The sequence below is a fragment of the Mycobacterium paraense genome, assembly GCF_002101815.1.
Lineage (GTDB): Bacteria > Actinomycetota > Actinomycetes > Mycobacteriales > Mycobacteriaceae > Mycobacterium > Mycobacterium paraense.
This window is the reverse complement of the sequence record NZ_LQPM01000008.1, coordinates 188,767-207,675: the sequence shown is the minus strand read 5'-3', so window position 1 is coordinate 207,675 and position 18,909 is coordinate 188,767. Positions and strand designations below refer to the sequence as shown.

Genomic DNA, 18,909 nt, shown 5'->3' with positions numbered 1-18,909 from the left:
CGCCCGGGCCGGTGCCAGTGGGCGCCAGGCCAACCCGCGGACATTTGCTGAGAATTCCGGCCTCCGCTCGGTGAGGCCACGTTACGATTTGCTCCTCAACCCAGGCTCGACGACGCCCCGATCCGGCGACGCCGAGCCGCATTGTGTCGGAGGTGCGGGATGTCTTTCGTGATGGCGCAGCCCGAGCTGGTGGCGTCGGCCGCCACGGATTTGGCGGGCATGGGTGCCACGCTCGGCCAGGCCAACTCGGTTGCGGCGGCCCAGACCACCGAGGTCGTCGCGGCGGCCCAGGACGAGGTGTCGGCGGCGATCGCCGCGCTCTTTGCCGACCACGGTCGGGCCTATCAGGCGGTCAGCGCGCAGGTGGCGGCGTTCCACGACCAATTCGTCCGCGCCCTCGACGCCGGCGCGAGCGCCTACGCCGGCACCGAGGCGGCCAACGCCGCGGCGGCGGCGAACCCGTGGCAGGCGCTGCAGCAGGACGTGCTCAACGCGGTCAATGCGCCCACCCAAGCGCTGCTGGGCCGCCCGCTGATCGGCAACGGCGCCAACGGAGCACCGGGTACCGGGCAGAGCGGCGGGGCCGGCGGGTTGTTGTGGGGCAACGGCGGCAACGGCGGATCGGGCAAGCCCGCAACGAATTCCGGCCCCGGCGGCCCGGGCGGCAACGGCGGACCCGCCGGGCTGTGGGGCAACGGCGGCGCAGGCGGCGCCGGCGGGCCCGCCGTCGGCTTCCAGTCCGCCGGCCCCGGCGGCGCCGGCGGCACCGGGGGCCTGCTGGTGGGCAACGGCGGACCCGGCGGCACCGGCGGGTTCGCCCTCGCCTCGACCACGGGCGGCGCCGGCGGCCGCGGCGGCGACGCCGTCGGATTGTTCGGCAGCGGAGGCGCCGGCGGCGACGGCGGTTCCGGTCAGGTCAACGATGCGGCGAACTGCATTGCCGGTGCGGGCGGCCAGGGCGGCCACGGGGGGCTGCTGAACGGTAACGGCGGCCACGGCGGCGACGCTGGAGTGGCCACCCGCGGCAACAGCGGTGGCAACGGCGGGGCGGGCGGGATGTTCAGCGGCAACGGGGGCGCCGGCGGGAACGGGACGGAAGGCAATCCGTCGTTGGGCGGGGCTTCCTACGCCGGCGGCAACGGCGGCTCGGCGGGCCTGATCGGCAACGGCGGCGCCGGGGGCACCGGCGGTTCCGCCACCCTGACGAGCCTGTTCGCGAACGGCGGGAACGGCGGCAACGGCGGCGCCGGCGGCAGCCTGTTCGGCCATGGCGGCCACGGCGGCGCGGGCGGCCAGTCCGCCTACGGCAATGGCGGCGAAGGCGGCGCCGGCGGCAATGCCCTCGGGCTGTACGGCAACGGCGGGCAAGGCGGGGACGGCGGCCAGGGCCTGGGCAAGGGCGGCGACGGCGGCCGCGGCGGCAACGCGGGCCTCACCGGGGGCGGCGGTCGGGGTGGCGACGCCGGGTTCGGCACCACCTTGACCGGGGCGGTCGGGGGCAACGGCGGCAACGCCCAGTTGATCGGCAATGGTGGCGACGGCGGCGGCGGGCAGCTTGCCGTCAACGGCGGAATCGGCGGCGCGGGGGGCCTGCTGCTGGGCGTGCCCGGGACCGACGGGTGATTGCATAACCGCAGCGAAGACGTTGTCGATAACCGTACGGGCGCGGGTGCACGCGCCTATCATCTGACGTCTAGCTTGCGGACCGGGGCGATCGCCTAAACCCGGACGACCGCCCGCCGTGGTGTTGGCGGGAGGTAAGAAATGTCATTTTTGATCGCGATTCCAGACGAAATTTCCACGGCCGCCACGGATTTGGCCGGGATCGGTTCGGCGGTGAGCGAGGCCAACTCGGCCGCTGCCGCCGGAACCACGGACCTGCTGGTTGCCGGCGCCGACGAAGTGTCGGCGGCGGTGGCCGCGTTCTTCAGCGCGAACGCCCAGCAGTACCAGGCCCTGAGCGCCCGCGCGGCGACGTTCCATCAGCAATTCGTTCAGGCCCTGGGCGCGGGTGCGGCCGCCTACGCCGGCACGGAGGCGGCCAGCGTGTCGCCATTGCAGACCGCCGTCCAGGATGCGCTCAACGTGATCAACACACCCACCGAGATCCTGTTGCAGCGGCCCCTGATCGGCAACGGCACCGACGGTGCGGCCGGGACCGGGGCAAACGGCGGGGGCGGCGGGATCCTGTGGGGCAACGGCGGCAACGGCGGGTCCGGTGGGCCGGGCCAAAACGGCGGCAACGGCGGACCCGCCGGGCTGTTGGGCAACGGCGGGGCCGGCGGCACCGGCGGCAGGGCCAACGCCGGTGGCGGCACCGCGCCCAGCGGCGGCGCGGGCGGCGCCGGTGGGCTGATCTTCGGCAACGGTGGCGCCGGCGGCGCGGGAGGGGTCAACGACTTCGTCGGTGCCAGCAATGGGGGCACCGGCGGCGCAGGCGGCAACGCGATAGGGCTGTTCGGCAGCGGCGGCGCCGGCGGTAACGGCGGCTTCAGCAACCAGGCCACCACCGGCGCCGGCGGGGCGGGCGGCGCCGGCGGCAGCGGCGGCCTGCTGTGGGGCCTTGGGGGCGACGGCGGCAACGCCGGGGACGGCCATACGGGCGGCGTGGGCGGTTCCGGCGGCGCGGGCGGTCTGGTGTTCGGCGACGGCGGCGACGGCGGCGATGGGACCCAGGCCGCGGACGGCGGCGCCGGCGGTAGCGCCCACCTCATCGGAAACGGCGGTGCCGGCGGAACCGGCGGCGGCGGGTTCATCGCCGCGCAGGCCGGTAACGGCGGCGCGGGCGGCAACGGAGGCGCGCTGCTCGGCAGCGGCGGCCACGGCGGCACCGGCGGGCAGTCGGTCAACACGTTGGCGGGCGCGGGCGGACCCGGCGGCAACGCGGTGGGCCTGTTCGGCAACGGCGGCGACGGCGGCGAAGGCGGCGCCGCCGCAATCGGAGCCACCGGCGGTCCCGGTGGCTCCGGCGGCAACGGCGGGCTCGTGCTGGGCGCGGCCGGGGCCGACGGGCCGCAAGGGCCGTAACGCAGCAAACCGCACCTGCGCCTCCGGCGACCGCGCTACGATCTTGCCCAGTCGGCGGGGGGCAGAGCCGGAGGAGCGGAAATGTCTTTCGTCATCGCACAACCCGACCTGGTGGCGGTGGCCGCCACGGATCTGGCGGGTGTCGGTTCCACACTGAGCCAAGCCAACTCGGCCGCGGCCGCCCAGACCACGCAACTGGTGGCGGCCGGCGCCGACGAGGTGTCGGCCGCGGTGGCCGCGTTCTTCGCCGCACACGCGCAGGACTATCAGGCCGTGGGCGCCCAGGCGGCGGCGTTTCATCAGCAATTCGTCCAGGCGCTGAACGCCGGCGCCGGCGCCTACGCCGGGGCGGAGGCGGCCAACGCCGCGGCGACCGCCAACCCCTGGCAGGTCGTGCAGCAGGACATCCTCAACGCCATCAACACCCCCACCGAACTGTTGTTGCAGCGCCCGCTGATCGGCAACGGCACCAACGGGCTCCCGGGCACCGGCCAGAACGGTGGGGCCGGCGGGCTGCTGTGGGGCAACGGTGGCGACGGCGGTTCGGGCGCGGCGAACTCACCCGGCGGCAACGGCGGTCCGGCGGGGCTGTTCGGCAACGGGGGCGCCGGCGGGCCGGGCGGCCTGAGCGTCACCAACTCGGTCAACGGCGGCAAAGGCGGCGCCGGCGGTGCCGGCGGGCTGTTATGGGGCAACGGCGGCCCGGGCGGTGCGGGTGGCGCCTACAACGGCACCACCGTCGGTGGGGCAGGTTCCGGGGGTGCGGGCGGCGATGCCGTCGGGTTGTTCGGCAACGGTGGCGTCGGCGGCGCCGGCGGCCTGGCCCCGGGCGGCTTGGTTGGCGGCGCCGGTTCCGGCGGTCACGGCGGTCACGGCGGGTTGTTGAACGGCAACGGCGGCGCCGGCGGCGCCGCGGGCACGCAGGGGTCGTTCCCCGGCACCGGCGGTGACGGCGGAGCCGGCGGGATGCTCAGCGGTGATGGCGGCGCCGGCGGCGCGGGCTACGCCGGAAAAGCCGGACACGGCGGCAATGCCGGCCTGATCGGCAACGGCGGCGCCGGCGGCGGCAACGACGCCGGCGGGAACGGCGGTATCGGCGGGAACGGCGGCACGCTGTTGGGCAACGGCGGCCGCGGCGGCAACGGCGGGCAAAACCTGTTGGCGTTCGGCGGCGCAGGTGGCGCCGGCGGCAACGCCATCGGGTTGTTCGGCCATGGCGGTGACGGCGGCAACGGCGGCCAGAGCGCTGCCGCCGCATTCAACGGCGGCCACGGCGGCAACGGTGGCAACGGCGGCATCTTCGGCAACGGCGGCAACGGCGGCAACGCCGGCGCCGGCAGCTCGGTCACGAACAAGGCCAACGGCGGCGACGGCGGCAACGCCCAGTTCGTCGGCAATGGCGGCGCGGGCGGCAACAGCACCGGGGTCGCCGCCACACCGGGGGTGGGCGGCAGCGGCGGGTTGCTGCTCGGAATCCCCGGGCCCAACGGGCACGCGGGTCCGTAGGCCGCTAGTCGCTGGCGGGCAGCGGCTTGACCTCTTTGAGCTGCAGGGCGGTCGCGCCGACGCTCAGGCTGCCGGCGCCCGGCTTGGTCACCAGCACCTCGGCGCCGGTCTCGTCGACGTAGCGCTTGCCCATCACGGTGCCGTCGGCGAATGCCGGGTCGAGCTCGCCGGACCGTTCGCCCCCGATCGGCACCATCGGCGCGCCGCCGCAGCGCAGGTCGTCGAGGCTGTCGGCGCTGCGGACCACGATGACCTGGGTGTCGCACACCTGGCTGGCGAGGCGGGTTCCGTTCTTGACCATGTCTTCATCCTTCTACTGCTGGGCGGGTGTCGTCGCTGTGCTGACGTCGCGATCCGCTGCGCCCGGCTTCGCCGCGCTTGCGATCGCTCCAAGTTTCTCGACGATCTCGCGCCGCAGGACCTTGCCCGTCGGGGTCGTCGGCAGTTCGTCGGCGAACACCACCCGGTCCGGCGTGCGCGAACCGCGCAAGCTCTTGCGCACGTGCTCGCGGAGTTCCTCCGGGTCGGGGTCGATGCCCGCGGCAGGCACCACCACGGCGACGATCGCCTGGCCCCACTGCGGGTCGTCGACGCCGACGACGGCGACGTCGCGGACTCCGGAGTGCTCGATGAGCACCTCCTCGAGTTCGGCGGGCGCGATGTTCTCCCCGCCGCGGATGATCGTGTCGTCGCTGCGGCCGCCGATGAACAGGTAGCCGTCCTCGTCGAGCAGCGCGATGTCGCGGGTCGGGAACCAGCCGTCCTCGTCGAGCACCGAGCCGATCCCGGTGTAACGGCCGGACACCTGCTCGCCGCGCACGAACAGCTCCCCGGTCTCGCCCGGCCCCAGCACCTTGCCGTCCTCGTCGCGGATCTGCACCTCGATGCCGGGCACCGGCCGCCCGACCGATCCCAACCGCTTGGCCGCGTCGGGGGCGGTCGCGGCGTGCGCCTCGCGATGGTCGTCCGGCCCGAGCACCGCGATCGTCGAGCTGGTCTCGGTCAGGCCGTAGGCGTTGACGAAGCCGACGTGCGGCAGCAGCTCGAGCGCGCGGCGCACCAACGGCAGGCCCACCTTCGAGCCGCCGTAGGCCAGGTTGCGCAGCGACGGCAGCTCGTGACCGCCGGCCTCCAGCGCGGTGACGATGCGGTCCAGCATGGTCGGCACCACCGTCGCCGTGGTCACCCGCTCGTCGTTGATCAGCCGCACCCATTCGTCGGCGTCAAAGTTGGTCAGGTAGACCATCTTTCGGCCGGCGTACAGGTTCGACAGCGCCGCGCCGACCCCGGCGATGTGATAGGGCGGCACGCAGATCAGCGCCGCGTCGGTGGGCGCGGCCGACTCGAACTCGACCGTCCCGGTGACGTAACTGGTCAGGTTGTTGTGCGACAGCTCGACGGCCTTGGGCTGCGACGTGGTCCCCGACGTGAACAGCACGACCGCCACCGACTCCGGGTCGGGGAATTCGGCGGCGGCCTCGGCCTCGCGCGCGGCCGCCAGGAAATCGTCGGACGACATCACCCGGCCGGACGCGTCCCCGACCATGTCGCGGTAGCGGGCGTCGACGACGACGAGGGGTTCGGGCAACCGCTCTATCAGCGCCTGGATCCCGTCGGCAGAGAGCCGGTAGTTGAGCGGGGTGCAGGCCAGCCCGGCGCGCGCGCTCGCGAAAATCAGGAGCGGCAGCATGGCGCCGCCGACGCCGACGTAGGCCACGTGCTTGGCCCCGGACGCCGCGATGACGCCGGCGCCGCCGTCGGCGAGATCGCTGAGCTGCTGCGTCGTGAGCCGCAGGTCCCCGTCGACGAGCGCCGTGCGCTCGGGGTTGCTCGACGCGGCCATCTCCAGCAGCAGCGAAATGCTCATCCTCGGTCTTTCCGGATCCCCACGCCTTTACAAAACTTGGTCACAGTGTAACCCGTCGGGCCGTCCGTCACGTGCCCGTCCAGCGCGCAGGGCGCTTTTCGGCGAAGGCGATCGCGCCTTCTTTGGCGTCGTTGGACACGAACACCGGGGCCAGGATTTTGTTCTGCTCGGCCCACATCGTCTCCGGGGTCCAGCCGCGGGACTCGACGATGATCCGCTTGGTGGCGGCGACCGCGAGCGGGCCGTTCGCGGCGATCTTCTCGGCCAGCGCGATGGCGGCCTCGAGCGCCTGACCCGGCTCGGCCAGCACGTTGACCATCCCCAGCTCGTGCGCGCGCTCGGCGGAGAGGTTCTCACCGGTGAGCGCCAGTTCCATCGCGATGGCCGACGGGATGCGCTCGGGCAGCCGCAGCAAGCCGCCACCGCCGGCCACCAGGCCGCGCTTGACCTCCGGGATTCCGAAGGCCGCGTCCGTGGAGGCCACGATCAGGTCGGTGGCGAGGGCCAGCTCGGTGCCGCCGGCCAACGCGAATCCCTCCACCGCCGCGATGAGCGGCTTGACCGGCGGGCGTTCGGTGAAGCCCATGCCGCGGCCCTCGACGATGGGCACCTCGCCGCGGGCGAACGCCTTGAGATCCATGCCCGCGCAGAACGAGCCGCCGGCCCCGGTGATGATGCCGACGGACAGGCCGGTGTCGCCGTCGAGCCGATCCATGGCGTCGGCCAGGGCCCTGCTGACCGCGGCGTTGACCGCGTTCTTGGCCTTCGGCCGGTTGATGGTGACGATCAGGATCCGGTCCCGCTGTTCGACCAGGACTTCGGGTTCGGTGTTGGTGGCCTCTTCGTTCCCAGTGCTCACGGTGCCGCACAGCTCCTTCGGGTATGGGTGGCTGCCTATCCGACCGATGGTATCGGTCGACGGAAATGGCATTGGCACCAGTCGAGAGTCCCGTTTCCACCGGCGGCCCTCAGGCCGGCGCCATCGCCGCCTCGACGACCGTCAGCTCTTCGGAAAGCCCGGCGGCCCTGCGTATCTCGATGAAGTCGGCGACCATGGCCTCGGTCACCTCGTGCGGGTCCTTCAGCGTGGCGCCGTCGGTCAGCACCGAGATGTTGAGCTGGTCGACGTAGCTCCACACGGTGATGTTCAGGCCGCTGCCGGCCGTCAGCGGGCCCACCGAATAGATCTCGGTGACCAGCGCGCCGCCGACCCGGCCGCGCTGGCGCGGGCCCGGAACGTTGGAGATGTTCAGGTTCAAGATCTTGTTGTGCCCGTCGCGGCCGGACGCCCAGCGGAAGAAGGCCTGGGTGGGGGCGGGCGGCATGTAGGCCGCCCACCTGCTGACCAGCTCCGGACCCATCAGCTGGTTGCTTTCCTTGGCGGCGATGGCGTTCTCGTGGCTGCACTGCACCCGCTCCAGCGGATCGTCGGAATCGGTCGGCAGGCCCACCAGCACGCCGGTGAAACGGTTGCCGGAGATCCGCTCGGGCGAGAAGTCGAAGCTCATCGGCACCGACGCCAGCAGCGGGTCGGCCTTGCCGTCGTAGCGCAGTTGCAGCGTGCGCAGCGCGCCGGTCGACATGGCGAGCACCATGTCGTTGATCGTGGCGCCCAGCCGCTTGCCGGTTTCCTTGACGTCGGCCAGCGCCAGGGTGGCGGTGGCGAACCGGCGCTCCGCGGTGATCTTGTGGTTGATGAAGGTCGGCGGCGGCTCGAACGGCCGGGTCAATTCGGGCGACAGCTTGCGCGAACTGCGGCGGACCCGGCCCAGCCCCTGCGCCGTGTAGCGGATCGTCGCGGGAATCCGCCCGACGTGGCGCAGGTGATCCGCGAACGCCGAAGCCATCAGCTGCCGCGTGCTGGGTGCCGGGTCGCAGTGATAGGGAGCGTCCGCGGGCCCGGGCTGCAGGTCCATGCCCCGGGCCATCAGGTTCGCCGACGCCACACCGTCCGCGAGCGCGTGGTGGATCTTGCCGACCACCGCGATGCGGTGATTGGCCAGCCCCTCGATGAAGTACATCTCCCACAGCGGGCGGTCGCGTTTCAGCGGGGTGCTGGCGATCTGCCCGATCGCCTCGTCCAACTCCCGGCGGCCGCCGGGCGCGGGCAGCCGCCACGGGCGGATGTGGTACTCGAGGTCCACGTCGCAGTGCTCCCGCCACATCGGATGGTGCAGCTGGTAGGGGATCTCGACGAGCTGGTAGCAGAACGGCTCGAGCTTGTTCAGCCGGCCCCCGATCACCTGGCGGAAGGCGTCGATGTCGAAGTCGCGCCGGTCGGGCGCCAGCTCGATCACCGCGGCTTTGATCGTGTGCATGTGCACGTTCGGCGTCTCGCTGTACAGCAGTACCGCGTCCCAGCCGCTGAGCCTTTTCACCGCTGCCCCTTACCCATAGGGGGACATTACCCAGCGGCGGGAGCTCAGATAACCTCTTTCGCGCCGATCTGCACTTTGGTGCGGTAGACCTGGTTGAGGAACAGCGACGCGGCGTGCGCCGCCGCGCCGGCGCGCTCCGCGTCGATGAGGTCGTAGCCGTGCCCCGCGCCGGGCAGCTCCAGGTAGCCCACCATCGAATGCGAGACGTCGCGCAGCCGCTCGACGAAGCTGCGGGCCTGCTCGACCGGGATCACGCTGTCCTTGCTGCCGTGAATCACCAAGAACGGCGGCGCATTCCGGTGCACGCGCGCGATCGGGGACGCGTCGCGGAACAGCTCGGGGTGCCGGGCGATCGACTTCCTGACCACCACCCGCTCCAGAAAGTCGACGAACCGGTCCCGCTCGGGGGTGGAGCGGTCCTCCCAGTCGTAGCGGCCGTAGATCCCGACCACCGCGTCCACCGAACTGTCGGCGCCCTCGGGCAGCTCGTCCCGGTACGCGGGGTCGTCGGGGGTCAGGCCGGCCAGCGCGGACAGGTGCCCGCCGGCCGAACAGCCCGCCACCGCAACGAAATTGCGGTCGCCGCCGAACTTGTCGACGTTGGCGCGCGCCCAGGCGATGGCGGTCTTGACGTCGGTGATGTGACGCGGCCAGCGGTGGTGCGGCGCGACGCGGTAGTCGATCGCGAGGCACACCCAGCCCTGCTCGGCCAGCCGCGACATCAGCGCCGACCCCTGCCCCATGCAGCGGCCGTGCACCCAGGCACCGCCGGGAACGAAGATCAGCACGGGCGCGGGTTGGGTGGGCAGGTCCTTACGCCGCCAGACGTCGAGCACCTGCGCCGGGCTGTTGCCGTAGTGGACCGCCCGGCGGTACAGGTAGCGGCGCTGGCGCATCGCGTCCCAGATCGGGGGCGTGCGCTCCGCGGCGGGCCACTCGGCGTCGAGGTCCGCGGCCGACACCACGCCCCGCAGCGCGGCGAGGGACACCTCCTGGGTGCTCTCCCTGTCCCGGCGCCGGTCGTCGTTGGTGGCGGGCTTCAACAAGTCTTTCGTCATCGCGGACAGGGCTTGCGGCGCGTGCCGGGCGCCCCACACGCTCATGGCGGTCAGCGCACCCAGCGGTTCCAGCCGTTTGCCGACGACCGGCAGCGAAGCGCCGGCCACGCTCAGGGCCAGCATGTAGTCGGCGGGACCAGCCCGCAGCAACCACTTCACGCAGGGTGTTATGCGGGGTCCCCTCGCAGTCATGTACGGACTGTACCCCCGCGGGGATGGGCGAAACTGACCATTCCGTAAAGGTCGTCCAGCGGATCTGGCGACCCGTCCCCGAGCAGTTAGCTGTGCAAGACGTAAGCAACGCTCAGTCGGGCTGTACCGATTCGCTCCGCGGGCGGTTTCCGGCTCGAAAATGCGCCCCGGCGAGTCGCGCGGCGTAGCACAGCGCGCTCACCGCGAACATCGCCGCCGTGAGCAGCAGCCACCGGCCCAGAAACGGCTGCTGCGTCTGCCCGGTGGCCGCCTGGTAGGTGGGCGCGCCCTGCGCGATGATGCCGGGCAGAAAGATCAGCAGCGTGAGCCCGGCGCCCAGGGCGGGCACCCGAATGTGGTTGCGGGCGCTGACTTTTGGCCGCCCCGGCCGGTCGATGCGCGCCGGCAGTAGCCGGTCGGCCAGCGCGTAGAGCGGAAACAGCACCAGGTCGTGGGCGATCACCGCGGCGGCCAGCCAGACGATGATGGACTGCCACCAGACCCCGGGGTTCCACAGCGTCGCCGGTTTGAAGGTGGCCAGCACGTAGCCCAACAGCGCGAAGCCGGACAGCATCGTCAGCAGGTGCAGCGGGCGGGACCCGTAGACGGCCGCGAAACGCGTTGCGATTTGAGGCATGTCAGCTCGGCTCGAAATCGATGGCGGTCACCCATTTGGTGTTGTGCACCCCGGGCAGCGCGGGAACGATGACCCGGGCCGGGTAGCCGTGATCCAGCGACAGGTCGGCGCCGTTGACCCGCAGCGCCAGCAGGGCATCCGGATCGCCAATTTGGTTGGCCTGCAACGTCGCCGCGCCGAACGCGCCGCCGCGCTGCAGCGAGTTCACGCGGGCGACGCGGGGCGCCGGGACCCCGGCCAGCCGGGCCAACTCGGCCAGCCGGACCCCGCTCCAGGTCTGCACGGTCGACCATCCCTCGACGCACGCGATCGGCAGTCGCGCGGAGTGTTGCGGCATGCCGGCGAGCGCGGCGCGGTCCAGCACCACCTCGGTGGGGCCGCCGCGCAGCACCAATCGCCAACTCGCGCCGGCGCTTTCGGGCGTGATCCCGGCGGCGGCGGCGGTCTTGTTGACCGGGAAGTCGCCGCGCCCCCGTCCGCGCGGCAGCAGCAGGGCGGCGCCGCGGGACGCGCCGCCGAGCGTCTGCCCCGCGGTCAGCACGGCGATCAGCAGCGCGCCGGAGCCGACCAGCGCGAGGGCGCCGCGCCGGCTCATCGTCGGTTCGGCCGGATCGGCCGCGACCAGGCCGTCGGGGTCGGGCGGTTCGGGGAGGGTGTCACTTCGATCGGTGCGCAACACTTCTCGCAGCGACATCGATCGCAACCCGGTGACCATCCGCGGGATCTTGAGCGTGATGTGCATGAGGAAACCGGTGATCATGACCCACGCGCCGAAGTAGTGCGCGTCGTAGAAGCTGAACCCGAAGATGTAGTCGTACTGGATGTTCAGCACCCCGGTGACGATTTCGAACAGCACCCCGCCGACCAGCATCAGCAACGACAATCGCTCCAGCAGCTGCGCGATGGAGCGGGCCGGCGGCCACACGAACAGCTTCGGGATCACCGACCACAGCTTGGCCAGCACCACCGGGATGATCACCAGGCCCAGCCCGACGTGCAGGCCCTGGGTCAGCCGGTACAGCCAGGACGGGCGGGTCGGCCAGTCGAAGGCCGGCAGGCGCAGCCAACCCACGTCGGCCGGGATGGCCTGACCGAGCTGCGGCGCGTAGGCGACGTAGGACAAGAGCCCGGTGAGGATGACGATCGGCAGCGCGATCAGCAGCACCAGCCCGAACACCGACGTCAGCCAGGGCCCGCGCAGCGGGCTGCGGAAGCGGTTCAGCCGCCGCGCGCCCGGCGGTGGGTGCCGATCGAGCGCGCGCCACAGCTGGGCGGGAAACCCGTAGTCGCTCACAGGGCGGTCAGGCCCGCGACGACCCGGCCGCCGATCAGCCGCACGCTGGTCAGCGTCAGACCCACCTGCGCGGCCAGGGTCGCGGCGCTGTCCACGCCGACCGATGCCCAACGGAACCACGGCCCGACGTCGCAGGCCGTCTCGAGGCGCACCCAGCGCGGACGGATGCCGATCGCCTCGGTCTCGAACTCGGCGACACAACGCCCGCCGCGGCCGAGCAGCTCGGCGGCGCGGGCCAGGATCCGCGGCGGGTCCCCGCCGAGGCCGACGTTGCCGTCGACCAGCAGGACCGTCTGCCAACAACCCATGCCGGGCAGCGGCTCGAACACGTCACCCAATATCGCCGGCGCGCCGCCGCGGCCGGCCAGGCGGATCGCCGCCGCCGAGCGATCGATGCCCAGCGCGGGCACGCCGCGGCGGATCAGCTTGGCGACCAATCGTCCCGGGCCACAGCCCAGCTCGATCGTCGGGCCGATGCACATCTGCGTGACGGCCTCGTCGAACACCTCGTCGGAGGCGTCGCGCGGCGCGCCGTCGGGACATCGCTCGCCCAGCCAGCGGTGCGCCGGCAGGGGACGAACCTCGCCGTCGTCGTGCCGGACCCAACACCTCTCGCCACCGAGCGCCCGATCGTAGAGATGCCCCAGCATGTCACGCCTCTCGCATCGTGCACGGCCGGGCCGCCCGGACGCGTCTCTGCCCCGGTGGGGGGTGGTTATGCGAACCCGCATCGCCGGCACGCTGATACACACGGGGTGCGCCGGCGTTTCGATCAACCCGATTTTTACCCCGATCTCCGATCGGCTAACCCAGCGGTTCACGGCAGTGATTCGGTGCCGGGGCGTGCCCGGATGGATACTGACCCGATGCCGAACAACGACGTTCACCCCGACCTGCGCAGAATCGCCCGCATCGCCCCGCGGCACATCATCGGTCCCCGCAGCCTGCCGATCATGCGGTCCCTGAGCGCGGTGACGGGACGCCGGCGCAAGCCCGCTCCCTCCGAGGTCGAGGTGATCACCCTGGGTTCCGGGGCCGGCGTCCGGCTGTTCCGTCCCGCCGGCGCGACCGCACCGGGCCCGGCGCTGCTGTGGATTCACGGCGGCGGCTACGTGATCGGCACCGCCCAACAGGACGACGCGCAGTGCCGCCGGCTCAGCTCGAGCCTGGGCGCGACCGTCGCGTCGGTGGACTACCGGCTGGCGCCCGAGCACCCGTATCCCGCGCCGCTTGAGGACTGCTATTCGGCGCTGGTCTGGCTGGCCGACCTGCCGGCGGTGGACCGCAACCGGGTGGCGATCGCCGGCGCCAGCGCCGGCGGGGGACTGGCGGCGGCGCTGGCGCTGCTGGCCCGCGACCGCGACGAGGTGCACCCCGCCTTCCAGCTGCTGGTGTATCCGATGCTCGACGACCGCAGTTCGGCTACCGCCGCCAGCCCGCACCACCGGCTGTGGAGCACGCGCAGCAACCGCTTCGGCTGGGCGGCCTACCTGGGCGACGCCGACCCGCGGGTCGCGGTGCCGGCGCGCCGCGACGACCTGGCCGGGCTGCCGCCCGCGTGGATCGGGGTGGGCACGCACGACCTGTTCCACGACGAGGACCTGGCCTACGCGAGGCGCCTGATCGAAGCGGGGGTGCCGTGCCACGTCGAGGTGGTGCCGGGCGCCTTCCACGGCTTCGACGCGGTGGCCTGGAAAGCCCCGGTGGCGCGGCGGTTCTTCGAGAGCCAGTGCGAAAGCCTGCGCGTCGCGCTCGCGCCGGCCTCCTGAGCGCGGGTCACATGGCGAAGTAGACGAGCTCGCCGCCGATGACGGTGGCCGCCACCATGCCGGCGTCCAGCTCGGCCAGCGCCGTCGCCGGTGGCTCGGTCAGCACGCAAAGGTCCCCCGGCTGCCCGGCCTCGACGGTCCGCGGCCGGCCCGGCTGATCCGGGCGGCCCAGAAACATCGTCAAAGCCGTTAGCGCAGAGACACATTCGCCCGCGTTGAGGATGGCCCCGCTGGGGGTGGTGCGGTACACCGCGGCGCGAATCGCCGTCCACGGGTCGCCGTGGCCGAACGGCATGTCGGTCGACAGCGCCACCGGCACCGCCGCGTCGAGCAGCGAGGCGACGCGCCAGAGGTGGCCGTGGTCGTCGGCGGGCACGTCGGCCAGGTAGTGGTCGCCGCGCTCGGCGATGAAGTTGGGCTGCGTCACCACCGTCACGCCGAGGTCGCTCAGGTCGGCCAGGTTGTCGTCGGGCACCACGGCGGCGTGCTCGATGCGATCCAGCGGATGGCCGCCGGCCGCGCGCAGGGCCGCGATGGTGACCACCAGCTGGGCGGCGGTCACGCAGTGCACGGCGACCGGCCGGCCGTCGGCGTGCTGCCCGGCGATCCAGTCCGTCAGGGAGTCCAGGTCGAGGCGGTCGTCCTGCAGGATCTTCTTGCCCGGCGACAGGAAGCTCGGCCGCGGCCGGAACTCGCCGCGCCGGTGCGCAACCAGCAGCGCGACCATGTCGTCGGCGGCGAGGTCCGGGGTGGCGTCGGTGACGCCGGTGACACCGGTCGCGGTGATGCGGCGGCTGAGTTCCGCGAGGTCGGTTTCGCGCTGCTGCAGCGCGTCCGACCAGCCGCGGTCGGCGCTGCGCAGCCGCCCGTCGGGGTGGTCGGGCAGGCCGACGCGGCCCAGCGCCTCGGAGTTGAGGATCCACAGCGCGCCGCTGCGGTGCTGGATGCGCACCGGGGCGTCGCGCACGAGGGCATCGAGGGCCGCCCGGTCCAGCTCGCCGGCGACCGATTCGTGATAGCCGACGGCGCGGATCCACCCGTCGGGGCCGGGGGTGGCGTTCGAGAGCAATTGCGACAGCTGCTCTTTGGTGGTGACCCCGGGCGGCCCGACAAAAAAGGAGTCCAGCGCCGACGCCGCCGAACGCACGTGCACGTGATGGTCGTGCAAGCCCGGCAGGACGGTCCCGCCGCCGGCGTAGAGCACGCCCTCGCCTTGACGCGCCTGCAGGCCCTCACCCACCTCGTCGATCTGCGCGCCGACCCGGATGTCGACCGTTCTGCCGTCCAACAATGTCGCCCCGTGAATCAGCATGACAGACAACGCCTTTCGGAGACCAGCCTGCGCACGGCGTCGTTGTCGGCGCCGAGCCCGGCCGCCGGGGGCGACGGCGGTGGCGCCTGCGGCGGCGGGGCCGGGTACGGTCCGACCGACGCTTCGGTCGGCAACGCCGCATAGGTCGCGGCGACCGCGGCCATGGAAACTCCGATCAACTCACCCCCGCCCCGGCCCAGCGATTCGAGCACCGCCAGGGCCGCCTCCAGCCCGGTCAGCGGGTCGGCGATGGCGTCGCCGCAGAACACCGGGCCGTCGGCGGCGGCGCCGACCAGGCCGCCGGCCACCGCGGCGTCGTCCCCGAACGCCGGCCTCAGGTCGTCATACCCGCTGATGCGCAACCAGATTCGGCCCGTTCGCGGCGCGATGGCCTCCGGTGAGAGCCCTCGCCGCTCCAGCGCAGCGGGCCGCGAGCCCTCGATCACGACGTCGGCGACGGCCAGCAAGTCGCGCAGCTCGTCGATGCCGGCGTCGAAATCCACGCAGTATGACAGCTTTTCGCCGTTCATCCAGTCGTAGAAGGCGCGGTTGCCCGCCCGGGTGCCATCCGGGCGGCGCGGGCTCTCCACCTTGACGACCGTCGCCCCGCCGCGCGCCAACAGCTGCCCGCACAGCGGGCCGGCCCACATCGAGGACAGATCGGCCACCAGCAGGCCCGCCAACCCGCGGGGGTGCGCCCGGAAACCCAGGTGCCGCACCCGCGGCGACCCGGCGGCGACCTCGCCCAGCGCGGCGGCGGGAACGTCGAGGAGGGCCGCCCGTTCGGTGACCGCGGATGCCGGACGCGTTGCGGCCCAGCGCGTCAACGCCGGCCACGGATCGGCGGTCGCCTCGTCGGCCTCCAGCAGCGCGGGAACGGCCGCGACGTCGTCGGGGCGCGACAGCGTGATGGCGCACCAGCCATCGGCGGTCGGCAGCAACCGGGTGGCGCCGCCCGCCGACACCCGGCCGCGGCGCGTCAACCCGAGCAGCCCGGCCCGCCCGGCCAGCAGGCCGGCCGCGTCGACAGCGATGCCAAGCCGCCGGGCGGTGGCCCCGGCCACCTCCTCGGCGCGGGCCAGCACGTGCGCGCGGGAAAAATCGGGCGGCCCGTCGGGCAGGCCGGTCAGGTAGGCCAGCCCGCTGCTGCCCCAGCTGGATGCCGTCGTCACCACCCCATTGTGCGCGTGGGGCGAGCTAAAAATGCAGGGCGCTGAACCGCCAGTCCAGCACCGGTCGGTCGGGCTCGCCCACCGCGAAGACCAGCGACCGCAGACCCAGCACCGCGCCGCGCCCGGTCGCTCTGGCGGTCTCGACGTGCAGCTCGCTGTAGAGGGTGTCGCCCTCGTGCACGGGGCCGGTGTGATCGCAGGACTCCCAGCCCAGCACCGTCACCAGGTTGGGCAGCAGCCTGGCGGCCTGCGCGAGCGCCAGCCCGATGGTGTGTCCGCCGTACACCAGCCGGCGCCCGCCGACGCGCGAATCGTGGTGTGTGGCGGCGACGTTCAGCGTGAGCCGGGCGAGCTCGGGGGCGCCGCTGACCACGTCGCCGGTGCTGCGCAGCACCGTCCCCGCCAGGCCGGCTCCCAAGTCACCGAAATGCGGGCCGGGCACCCTGGTGCGGAACTCCTCGGCGTCCCAGTGCTCGGTCGGATCGTGCGCCGGGCCGGGCACGTCGGCGCCGACGGCCGACAGATCGTCGCCGCGCGCCCGGTCGGGATCGAAGTCCGGGCTCACCGGCAGCATGGCGCACCGGTAGAAGTCGAGGACCAGCCGGTCGGCCTGGTCGATGGTGATCATCCGCAGCGCCGCCATCCCCGTCGGCTCGCGGCCAGGCTTGGGCGAATTCGCCCGCAGCCCAACGACTTCGGTGCGGGTGTAGATGGTGTCGCCGACGACGGGAAAGCGGTGGAACACCAGGCCCCGATAGAACAGGTTGGCCTTCACGCGCTGGGTGGCCAGGGTCGACTGCCCGATCGCCACGTCGCAGACCAGCCCCGGGTGGGCCAGCGGCCCCGGCACCCCGGTCACGGCGGTGCACAGCACGGCGTCCAGCGCCAGGCGCAGCCGGTCCCCCAGGATGGCCTGGTGGGCGGCGGCCAAACCGGGCGACAACGTCATCGCCGGGGCCCAGTCGAACACCTGGCCCACCGACAGATCATCGAAGTAGGGGCCGCCCTCCCGTACGTGCGCATGAGTCACGGGGCCAATATGGCACACGTGAGCAGTGAGCTGAACGAAGAAGAGGACATGCTGGTCGCCACGGTGCGCGCGTTCATCGACCGCGACGTCAAGCCGAGCGTCCGCGAGCTCGAACACGCCAACACCTACCCCGAGGCGTGGATCGAGCAGATGAAGCGGATCGGCATCTACGGCCTGGCCATTCCCGAACAGTACGGCGGATCGCCGGTGTCGATGCCGTGTTATGTGCGGGTCACGGAGGAGCTGGCCCGCGGCTGGATGAGCCTGGCCGGCGCCATGGGCGGCCACACCGTGGTGGCCAAGCTGCTGACGCTGTTCGGCACCGAGGAGCAGAAGCGCGCGTACCTGCCGCCGATGGCCGGCGGCGAGCTGCGGGCCACCATGGCCCTGACCGAGCCGGGCGGCGGCTCGGACCTGCAGAACATGACGACGACCGCTGTGCCCGACGGGTCCGGCCAATTGCGGATCACCGGTGCCAAGACGTGGATCAGCAACGCGCGCCGGGCCGGCCTGATCGCGCTGCTGTGCAAGACCGATCCCAACGCGACGCCGCGGCACAAGGGCATCTCGATCGTGCTGGTCGAGCACGGGCCGGGCCTGACGGTGTCGCGGGACCTGCCCAAGCTGGGCTACAAGGGTGTGGAGTCCTGTGAGCTGTCCTTCGACGATTTCACCGCCCCCGAGTCCGCGGTGCTGGGCGGGCGGATGGGCGAAGGCTTTTCGCAAATGATGAAGGGGCTGGAGACCGGCCGCATCCAGGTGGCGGCCCGGGCGCTGGGCGTGGCGGCCGCGGCGCTCGAGGACGCGCTGGCCTACGCGCAGCAGCGGGAGAGCTTCGGGCGGCCGATCTGGAAGCATCAGGCGATCGGAAATTACCTGGCCGACATGGCGACCAAGCTCACCGCCGCCCGCCAGCTGACCCGCTACGCCGCCGAGCGCTACGACAGCGGCGAACGCTGCGACATGGAGGCGGGGATGGCCAAGCTGTTCGCCTCGGAGGCCGCGATGGAGATCGCGCTGAACGCCGTTCGCATCCACGGCGGCTACGGCTATTCCACCGAGTACGACGTCGAACGCTACTTCCGCGACGCGCCGCTGATGATCGTCGGGGAGGGCACCAACGAGATCCAGCGCAACGTGATCGCGGCGCAACTGGTCGCCCGCGGCGGGATCTGAGCAAATCTCCCGGATTGCGGTCGGCGCCTGCTGTATATTTGCGGGACTTCTCACCCCGGCAAGGCCAGAGAGAGGCAGCTGCCATGAGTTATCCCCCTGGGCCGTACGAAGGTCCCCCGGAATGGCAGGGCCAACCGCAGCCGTCCTGGCAGGGCCAGCCGCCGCCCGGTTACCCTGCCCCGCACCCGGGTTGGCCGGCGCAACGCGAGCCGGACAACTACCTCGTCTGGGGAATCCTGGTCACGGTCTTTTGTTGCCTCCCGTTGGGCATCGTCTCGATCGTGTACTCCACCAAGGTCTCCGGGCTGTGGGCGCAGGGGCGGTTCGCCGAGGCGCAGGCCTCGGCCGACAACGCCAAGAAGTGGGCCATCATCGGCGCGGTGGTGGGCGTGGCCGTCACCGTGATCGGCGTCATCCTGTGGTTCGCGATGTTCGCCGCGATCGTTTCGTCCATCCCGTCGACGACCAGCACCACCTACTCCGGCTTCTGA

General features: G+C 72.4%; 16 protein-coding genes and 2 pseudogenes. 7 read left to right on the top strand and 11 right to left on the bottom strand.

Annotated elements, in window-relative coordinates:
• Positions 1-159: 159 nt before the first annotated feature.
• The 4 genes and pseudogenes from AWB89_RS07695 (at position 160) to AWB89_RS27895 (ending at position 4,533) form a co-directional block, all read left to right on the top strand.
• On the top strand, positions 160-1,623 hold the full coding sequence (locus tag AWB89_RS07695; RefSeq protein WP_085172646.1) for a PE family protein: 1,464 nt from the start codon (positions 160-162) through the stop codon (positions 1,621-1,623).
• Between the two features lie 141 nt (positions 1,624-1,764).
• Positions 1,765-2,253 (top strand): annotated as a pseudogene (locus AWB89_RS28435) (PE family protein); the annotation flags it as partial.
• 81 nt (positions 2,254-2,334) lie between these two features.
• Positions 2,335-2,532 (top strand): annotated as a pseudogene (locus AWB89_RS28430) (PE family protein); the annotation flags it as partial.
• A gap of 576 nt (positions 2,533-3,108) precedes the next feature.
• Positions 3,109-4,533 (top strand): PE family protein, encoded by a 1,425-nt coding sequence (locus AWB89_RS27895; RefSeq protein WP_241520444.1) that lies wholly within the window; start codon positions 3,109-3,111, stop codon positions 4,531-4,533.
• Between the two features lie 4 nt (positions 4,534-4,537).
• On the opposite strand, the gene AWB89_RS07685 is transcribed toward AWB89_RS27895, so the two are convergent.
• The 8 genes from AWB89_RS07685 to AWB89_RS07650 form a co-directional block, all read right to left on the bottom strand.
• Positions 4,538-4,834 (bottom strand): hypothetical protein, encoded by a 297-nt coding sequence (locus tag AWB89_RS07685; RefSeq protein WP_085098702.1) that lies wholly within the window; start codon positions 4,832-4,834, stop codon positions 4,538-4,540.
• Positions 4,835-4,846: 12 nt separating this feature from the next.
• Positions 4,847-6,400 (bottom strand): class I adenylate-forming enzyme family protein, encoded by a 1,554-nt coding sequence (locus tag AWB89_RS07680; RefSeq protein WP_085172644.1) that lies wholly within the window; start codon positions 6,398-6,400, stop codon positions 4,847-4,849.
• A 67-nt stretch (positions 6,401-6,467) separates the two neighbouring features.
• Positions 6,468-7,259 carry a crotonase/enoyl-CoA hydratase family protein gene (locus AWB89_RS07675; protein ID WP_085098696.1) on the bottom strand — a complete coding sequence of 264 codons (792 nt, stop codon included), beginning with the start codon at positions 7,257-7,259 and terminating at the stop codon, positions 6,468-6,470.
• Positions 7,260-7,368: 109 nt separating this feature from the next.
• Positions 7,369-8,778: a WS/DGAT/MGAT family O-acyltransferase gene (locus tag AWB89_RS07670; RefSeq protein WP_085098693.1), complete on the bottom strand. Its 1,410-nt coding sequence runs from the start codon at positions 8,776-8,778 to the stop codon at positions 7,369-7,371.
• A gap of 44 nt (positions 8,779-8,822) precedes the next feature.
• On the bottom strand, positions 8,823-10,028 hold the full coding sequence (locus AWB89_RS07665; protein WP_085172640.1) for an alpha/beta hydrolase: 1,206 nt from the start codon (positions 10,026-10,028) through the stop codon (positions 8,823-8,825).
• A gap of 112 nt (positions 10,029-10,140) precedes the next feature.
• The gene (locus AWB89_RS07660; RefSeq protein WP_085098687.1) at positions 10,141-10,665 is read right to left on the bottom strand and encodes a hypothetical protein; all 525 of its coding nucleotides are present in this window, start codon (positions 10,663-10,665) and stop codon (positions 10,141-10,143) included.
• Position 10,666: 1 nt separating this feature from the next.
• Positions 10,667-11,959 carry a molybdopterin-dependent oxidoreductase gene (locus AWB89_RS07655; protein ID WP_085172638.1) on the bottom strand — a complete coding sequence of 431 codons (1,293 nt, stop codon included), beginning with the start codon at positions 11,957-11,959 and terminating at the stop codon, positions 10,667-10,669.
• Positions 11,956-12,609 carry a class I SAM-dependent methyltransferase gene (locus tag AWB89_RS07650; protein ID WP_085098681.1) on the bottom strand — a complete coding sequence of 218 codons (654 nt, stop codon included), beginning with the start codon at positions 12,607-12,609 and terminating at the stop codon, positions 11,956-11,958. The genes AWB89_RS07655 and AWB89_RS07650 overlap by 4 nt, the downstream gene beginning before the upstream one ends.
• A gap of 216 nt (positions 12,610-12,825) precedes the next feature.
• Between AWB89_RS07650 and AWB89_RS07645 the strand changes: the two genes are divergently transcribed.
• Positions 12,826-13,728 carry an alpha/beta hydrolase gene (locus tag AWB89_RS07645; protein ID WP_085172636.1) on the top strand — a complete coding sequence of 301 codons (903 nt, stop codon included), beginning with the start codon at positions 12,826-12,828 and terminating at the stop codon, positions 13,726-13,728.
• Positions 13,729-13,735: 7 nt separating this feature from the next.
• Here the strand turns inward: AWB89_RS07645 and AWB89_RS07640 are convergent, their stop codons facing one another.
• Genes AWB89_RS07640 through AWB89_RS07630 form a run of 3 tightly spaced genes read right to left on the bottom strand, consistent with a single transcriptional unit; the run spans position 13,736 to position 17,242 of the window.
• Complete coding sequence (locus AWB89_RS07640; protein WP_085172634.1) at positions 13,736-15,040, bottom strand: amidohydrolase family protein; 1,305 nt, start codon at positions 15,038-15,040, stop codon at positions 13,736-13,738.
• Entirely contained in the window at positions 15,034-16,212 is a 1,179-nt protein-coding gene (locus tag AWB89_RS07635) for a CoA transferase (RefSeq protein WP_372515351.1), read from the bottom strand. Before AWB89_RS07635 ends, AWB89_RS07640 begins: the two co-directional genes overlap by 7 nt.
• Positions 16,213-16,237: 25 nt before the next feature.
• On the bottom strand, positions 16,238-17,242 hold the full coding sequence (locus AWB89_RS07630) for a MaoC family dehydratase (protein ID WP_085172630.1): 1,005 nt from the start codon (positions 17,240-17,242) through the stop codon (positions 16,238-16,240).
• A 9-nt stretch (positions 17,243-17,251) separates the two neighbouring features.
• On the opposite strand from AWB89_RS07630, the gene AWB89_RS07625 reads away from it, so the two are divergent.
• The gene (locus AWB89_RS07625) at positions 17,252-18,418 is read left to right on the top strand and encodes an acyl-CoA dehydrogenase family protein (protein WP_085172628.1); all 1,167 of its coding nucleotides are present in this window, start codon (positions 17,252-17,254) and stop codon (positions 18,416-18,418) included.
• 83 nt (positions 18,419-18,501) lie between these two features.
• Positions 18,502-18,909 (top strand): CD225/dispanin family protein, encoded by a 408-nt coding sequence (locus tag AWB89_RS07620; RefSeq protein ID WP_085098663.1) that lies wholly within the window; start codon positions 18,502-18,504, stop codon positions 18,907-18,909.

What these genes read in the sequence shown, in the direction of transcription:
- AWB89_RS07680 (WP_085172644.1), bottom strand. Translation starts at nt 6,400, where the DNA reads ATGAGCATTTCGCTGCTGCTGGAGATGGCCGCGTCGAGCAACCCCGAG.
- AWB89_RS07625 (WP_085172628.1), top strand. Translation starts at nt 17,252, where the DNA reads ATGGCACACGTGAGCAGTGAGCTGAACGAAGAAGAGGACATGCTGGTC.
- AWB89_RS27895 (WP_241520444.1), top strand. Translation starts at nt 3,109, where the DNA reads ATGTCTTTCGTCATCGCACAACCCGACCTGGTGGCGGTGGCCGCCACG.
- AWB89_RS07685 (WP_085098702.1), bottom strand. Translation starts at nt 4,834, where the DNA reads ATGGTCAAGAACGGAACCCGCCTCGCCAGCCAGGTGTGCGACACCCAG.
- AWB89_RS07645 (WP_085172636.1), top strand. Translation starts at nt 12,826, where the DNA reads ATGCCGAACAACGACGTTCACCCCGACCTGCGCAGAATCGCCCGCATC.
- AWB89_RS07660 (WP_085098687.1), bottom strand. Translation starts at nt 10,665, where the DNA reads ATGCCTCAAATCGCAACGCGTTTCGCGGCCGTCTACGGGTCCCGCCCG.
- AWB89_RS07650 (WP_085098681.1), bottom strand. Translation starts at nt 12,609, where the DNA reads ATGCTGGGGCATCTCTACGATCGGGCGCTCGGTGGCGAGAGGTGTTGG.
- AWB89_RS07665 (WP_085172640.1), bottom strand. Translation starts at nt 10,028, where the DNA reads ATGACTGCGAGGGGACCCCGCATAACACCCTGCGTGAAGTGGTTGCTG.
- AWB89_RS07620 (WP_085098663.1), top strand. Translation starts at nt 18,502, where the DNA reads ATGAGTTATCCCCCTGGGCCGTACGAAGGTCCCCCGGAATGGCAGGGC.
- AWB89_RS07640 (WP_085172634.1), bottom strand. Translation starts at nt 15,040, where the DNA reads ATGCTGATTCACGGGGCGACATTGTTGGACGGCAGAACGGTCGACATC.
- AWB89_RS07695 (WP_085172646.1), top strand. Translation starts at nt 160, where the DNA reads ATGTCTTTCGTGATGGCGCAGCCCGAGCTGGTGGCGTCGGCCGCCACG.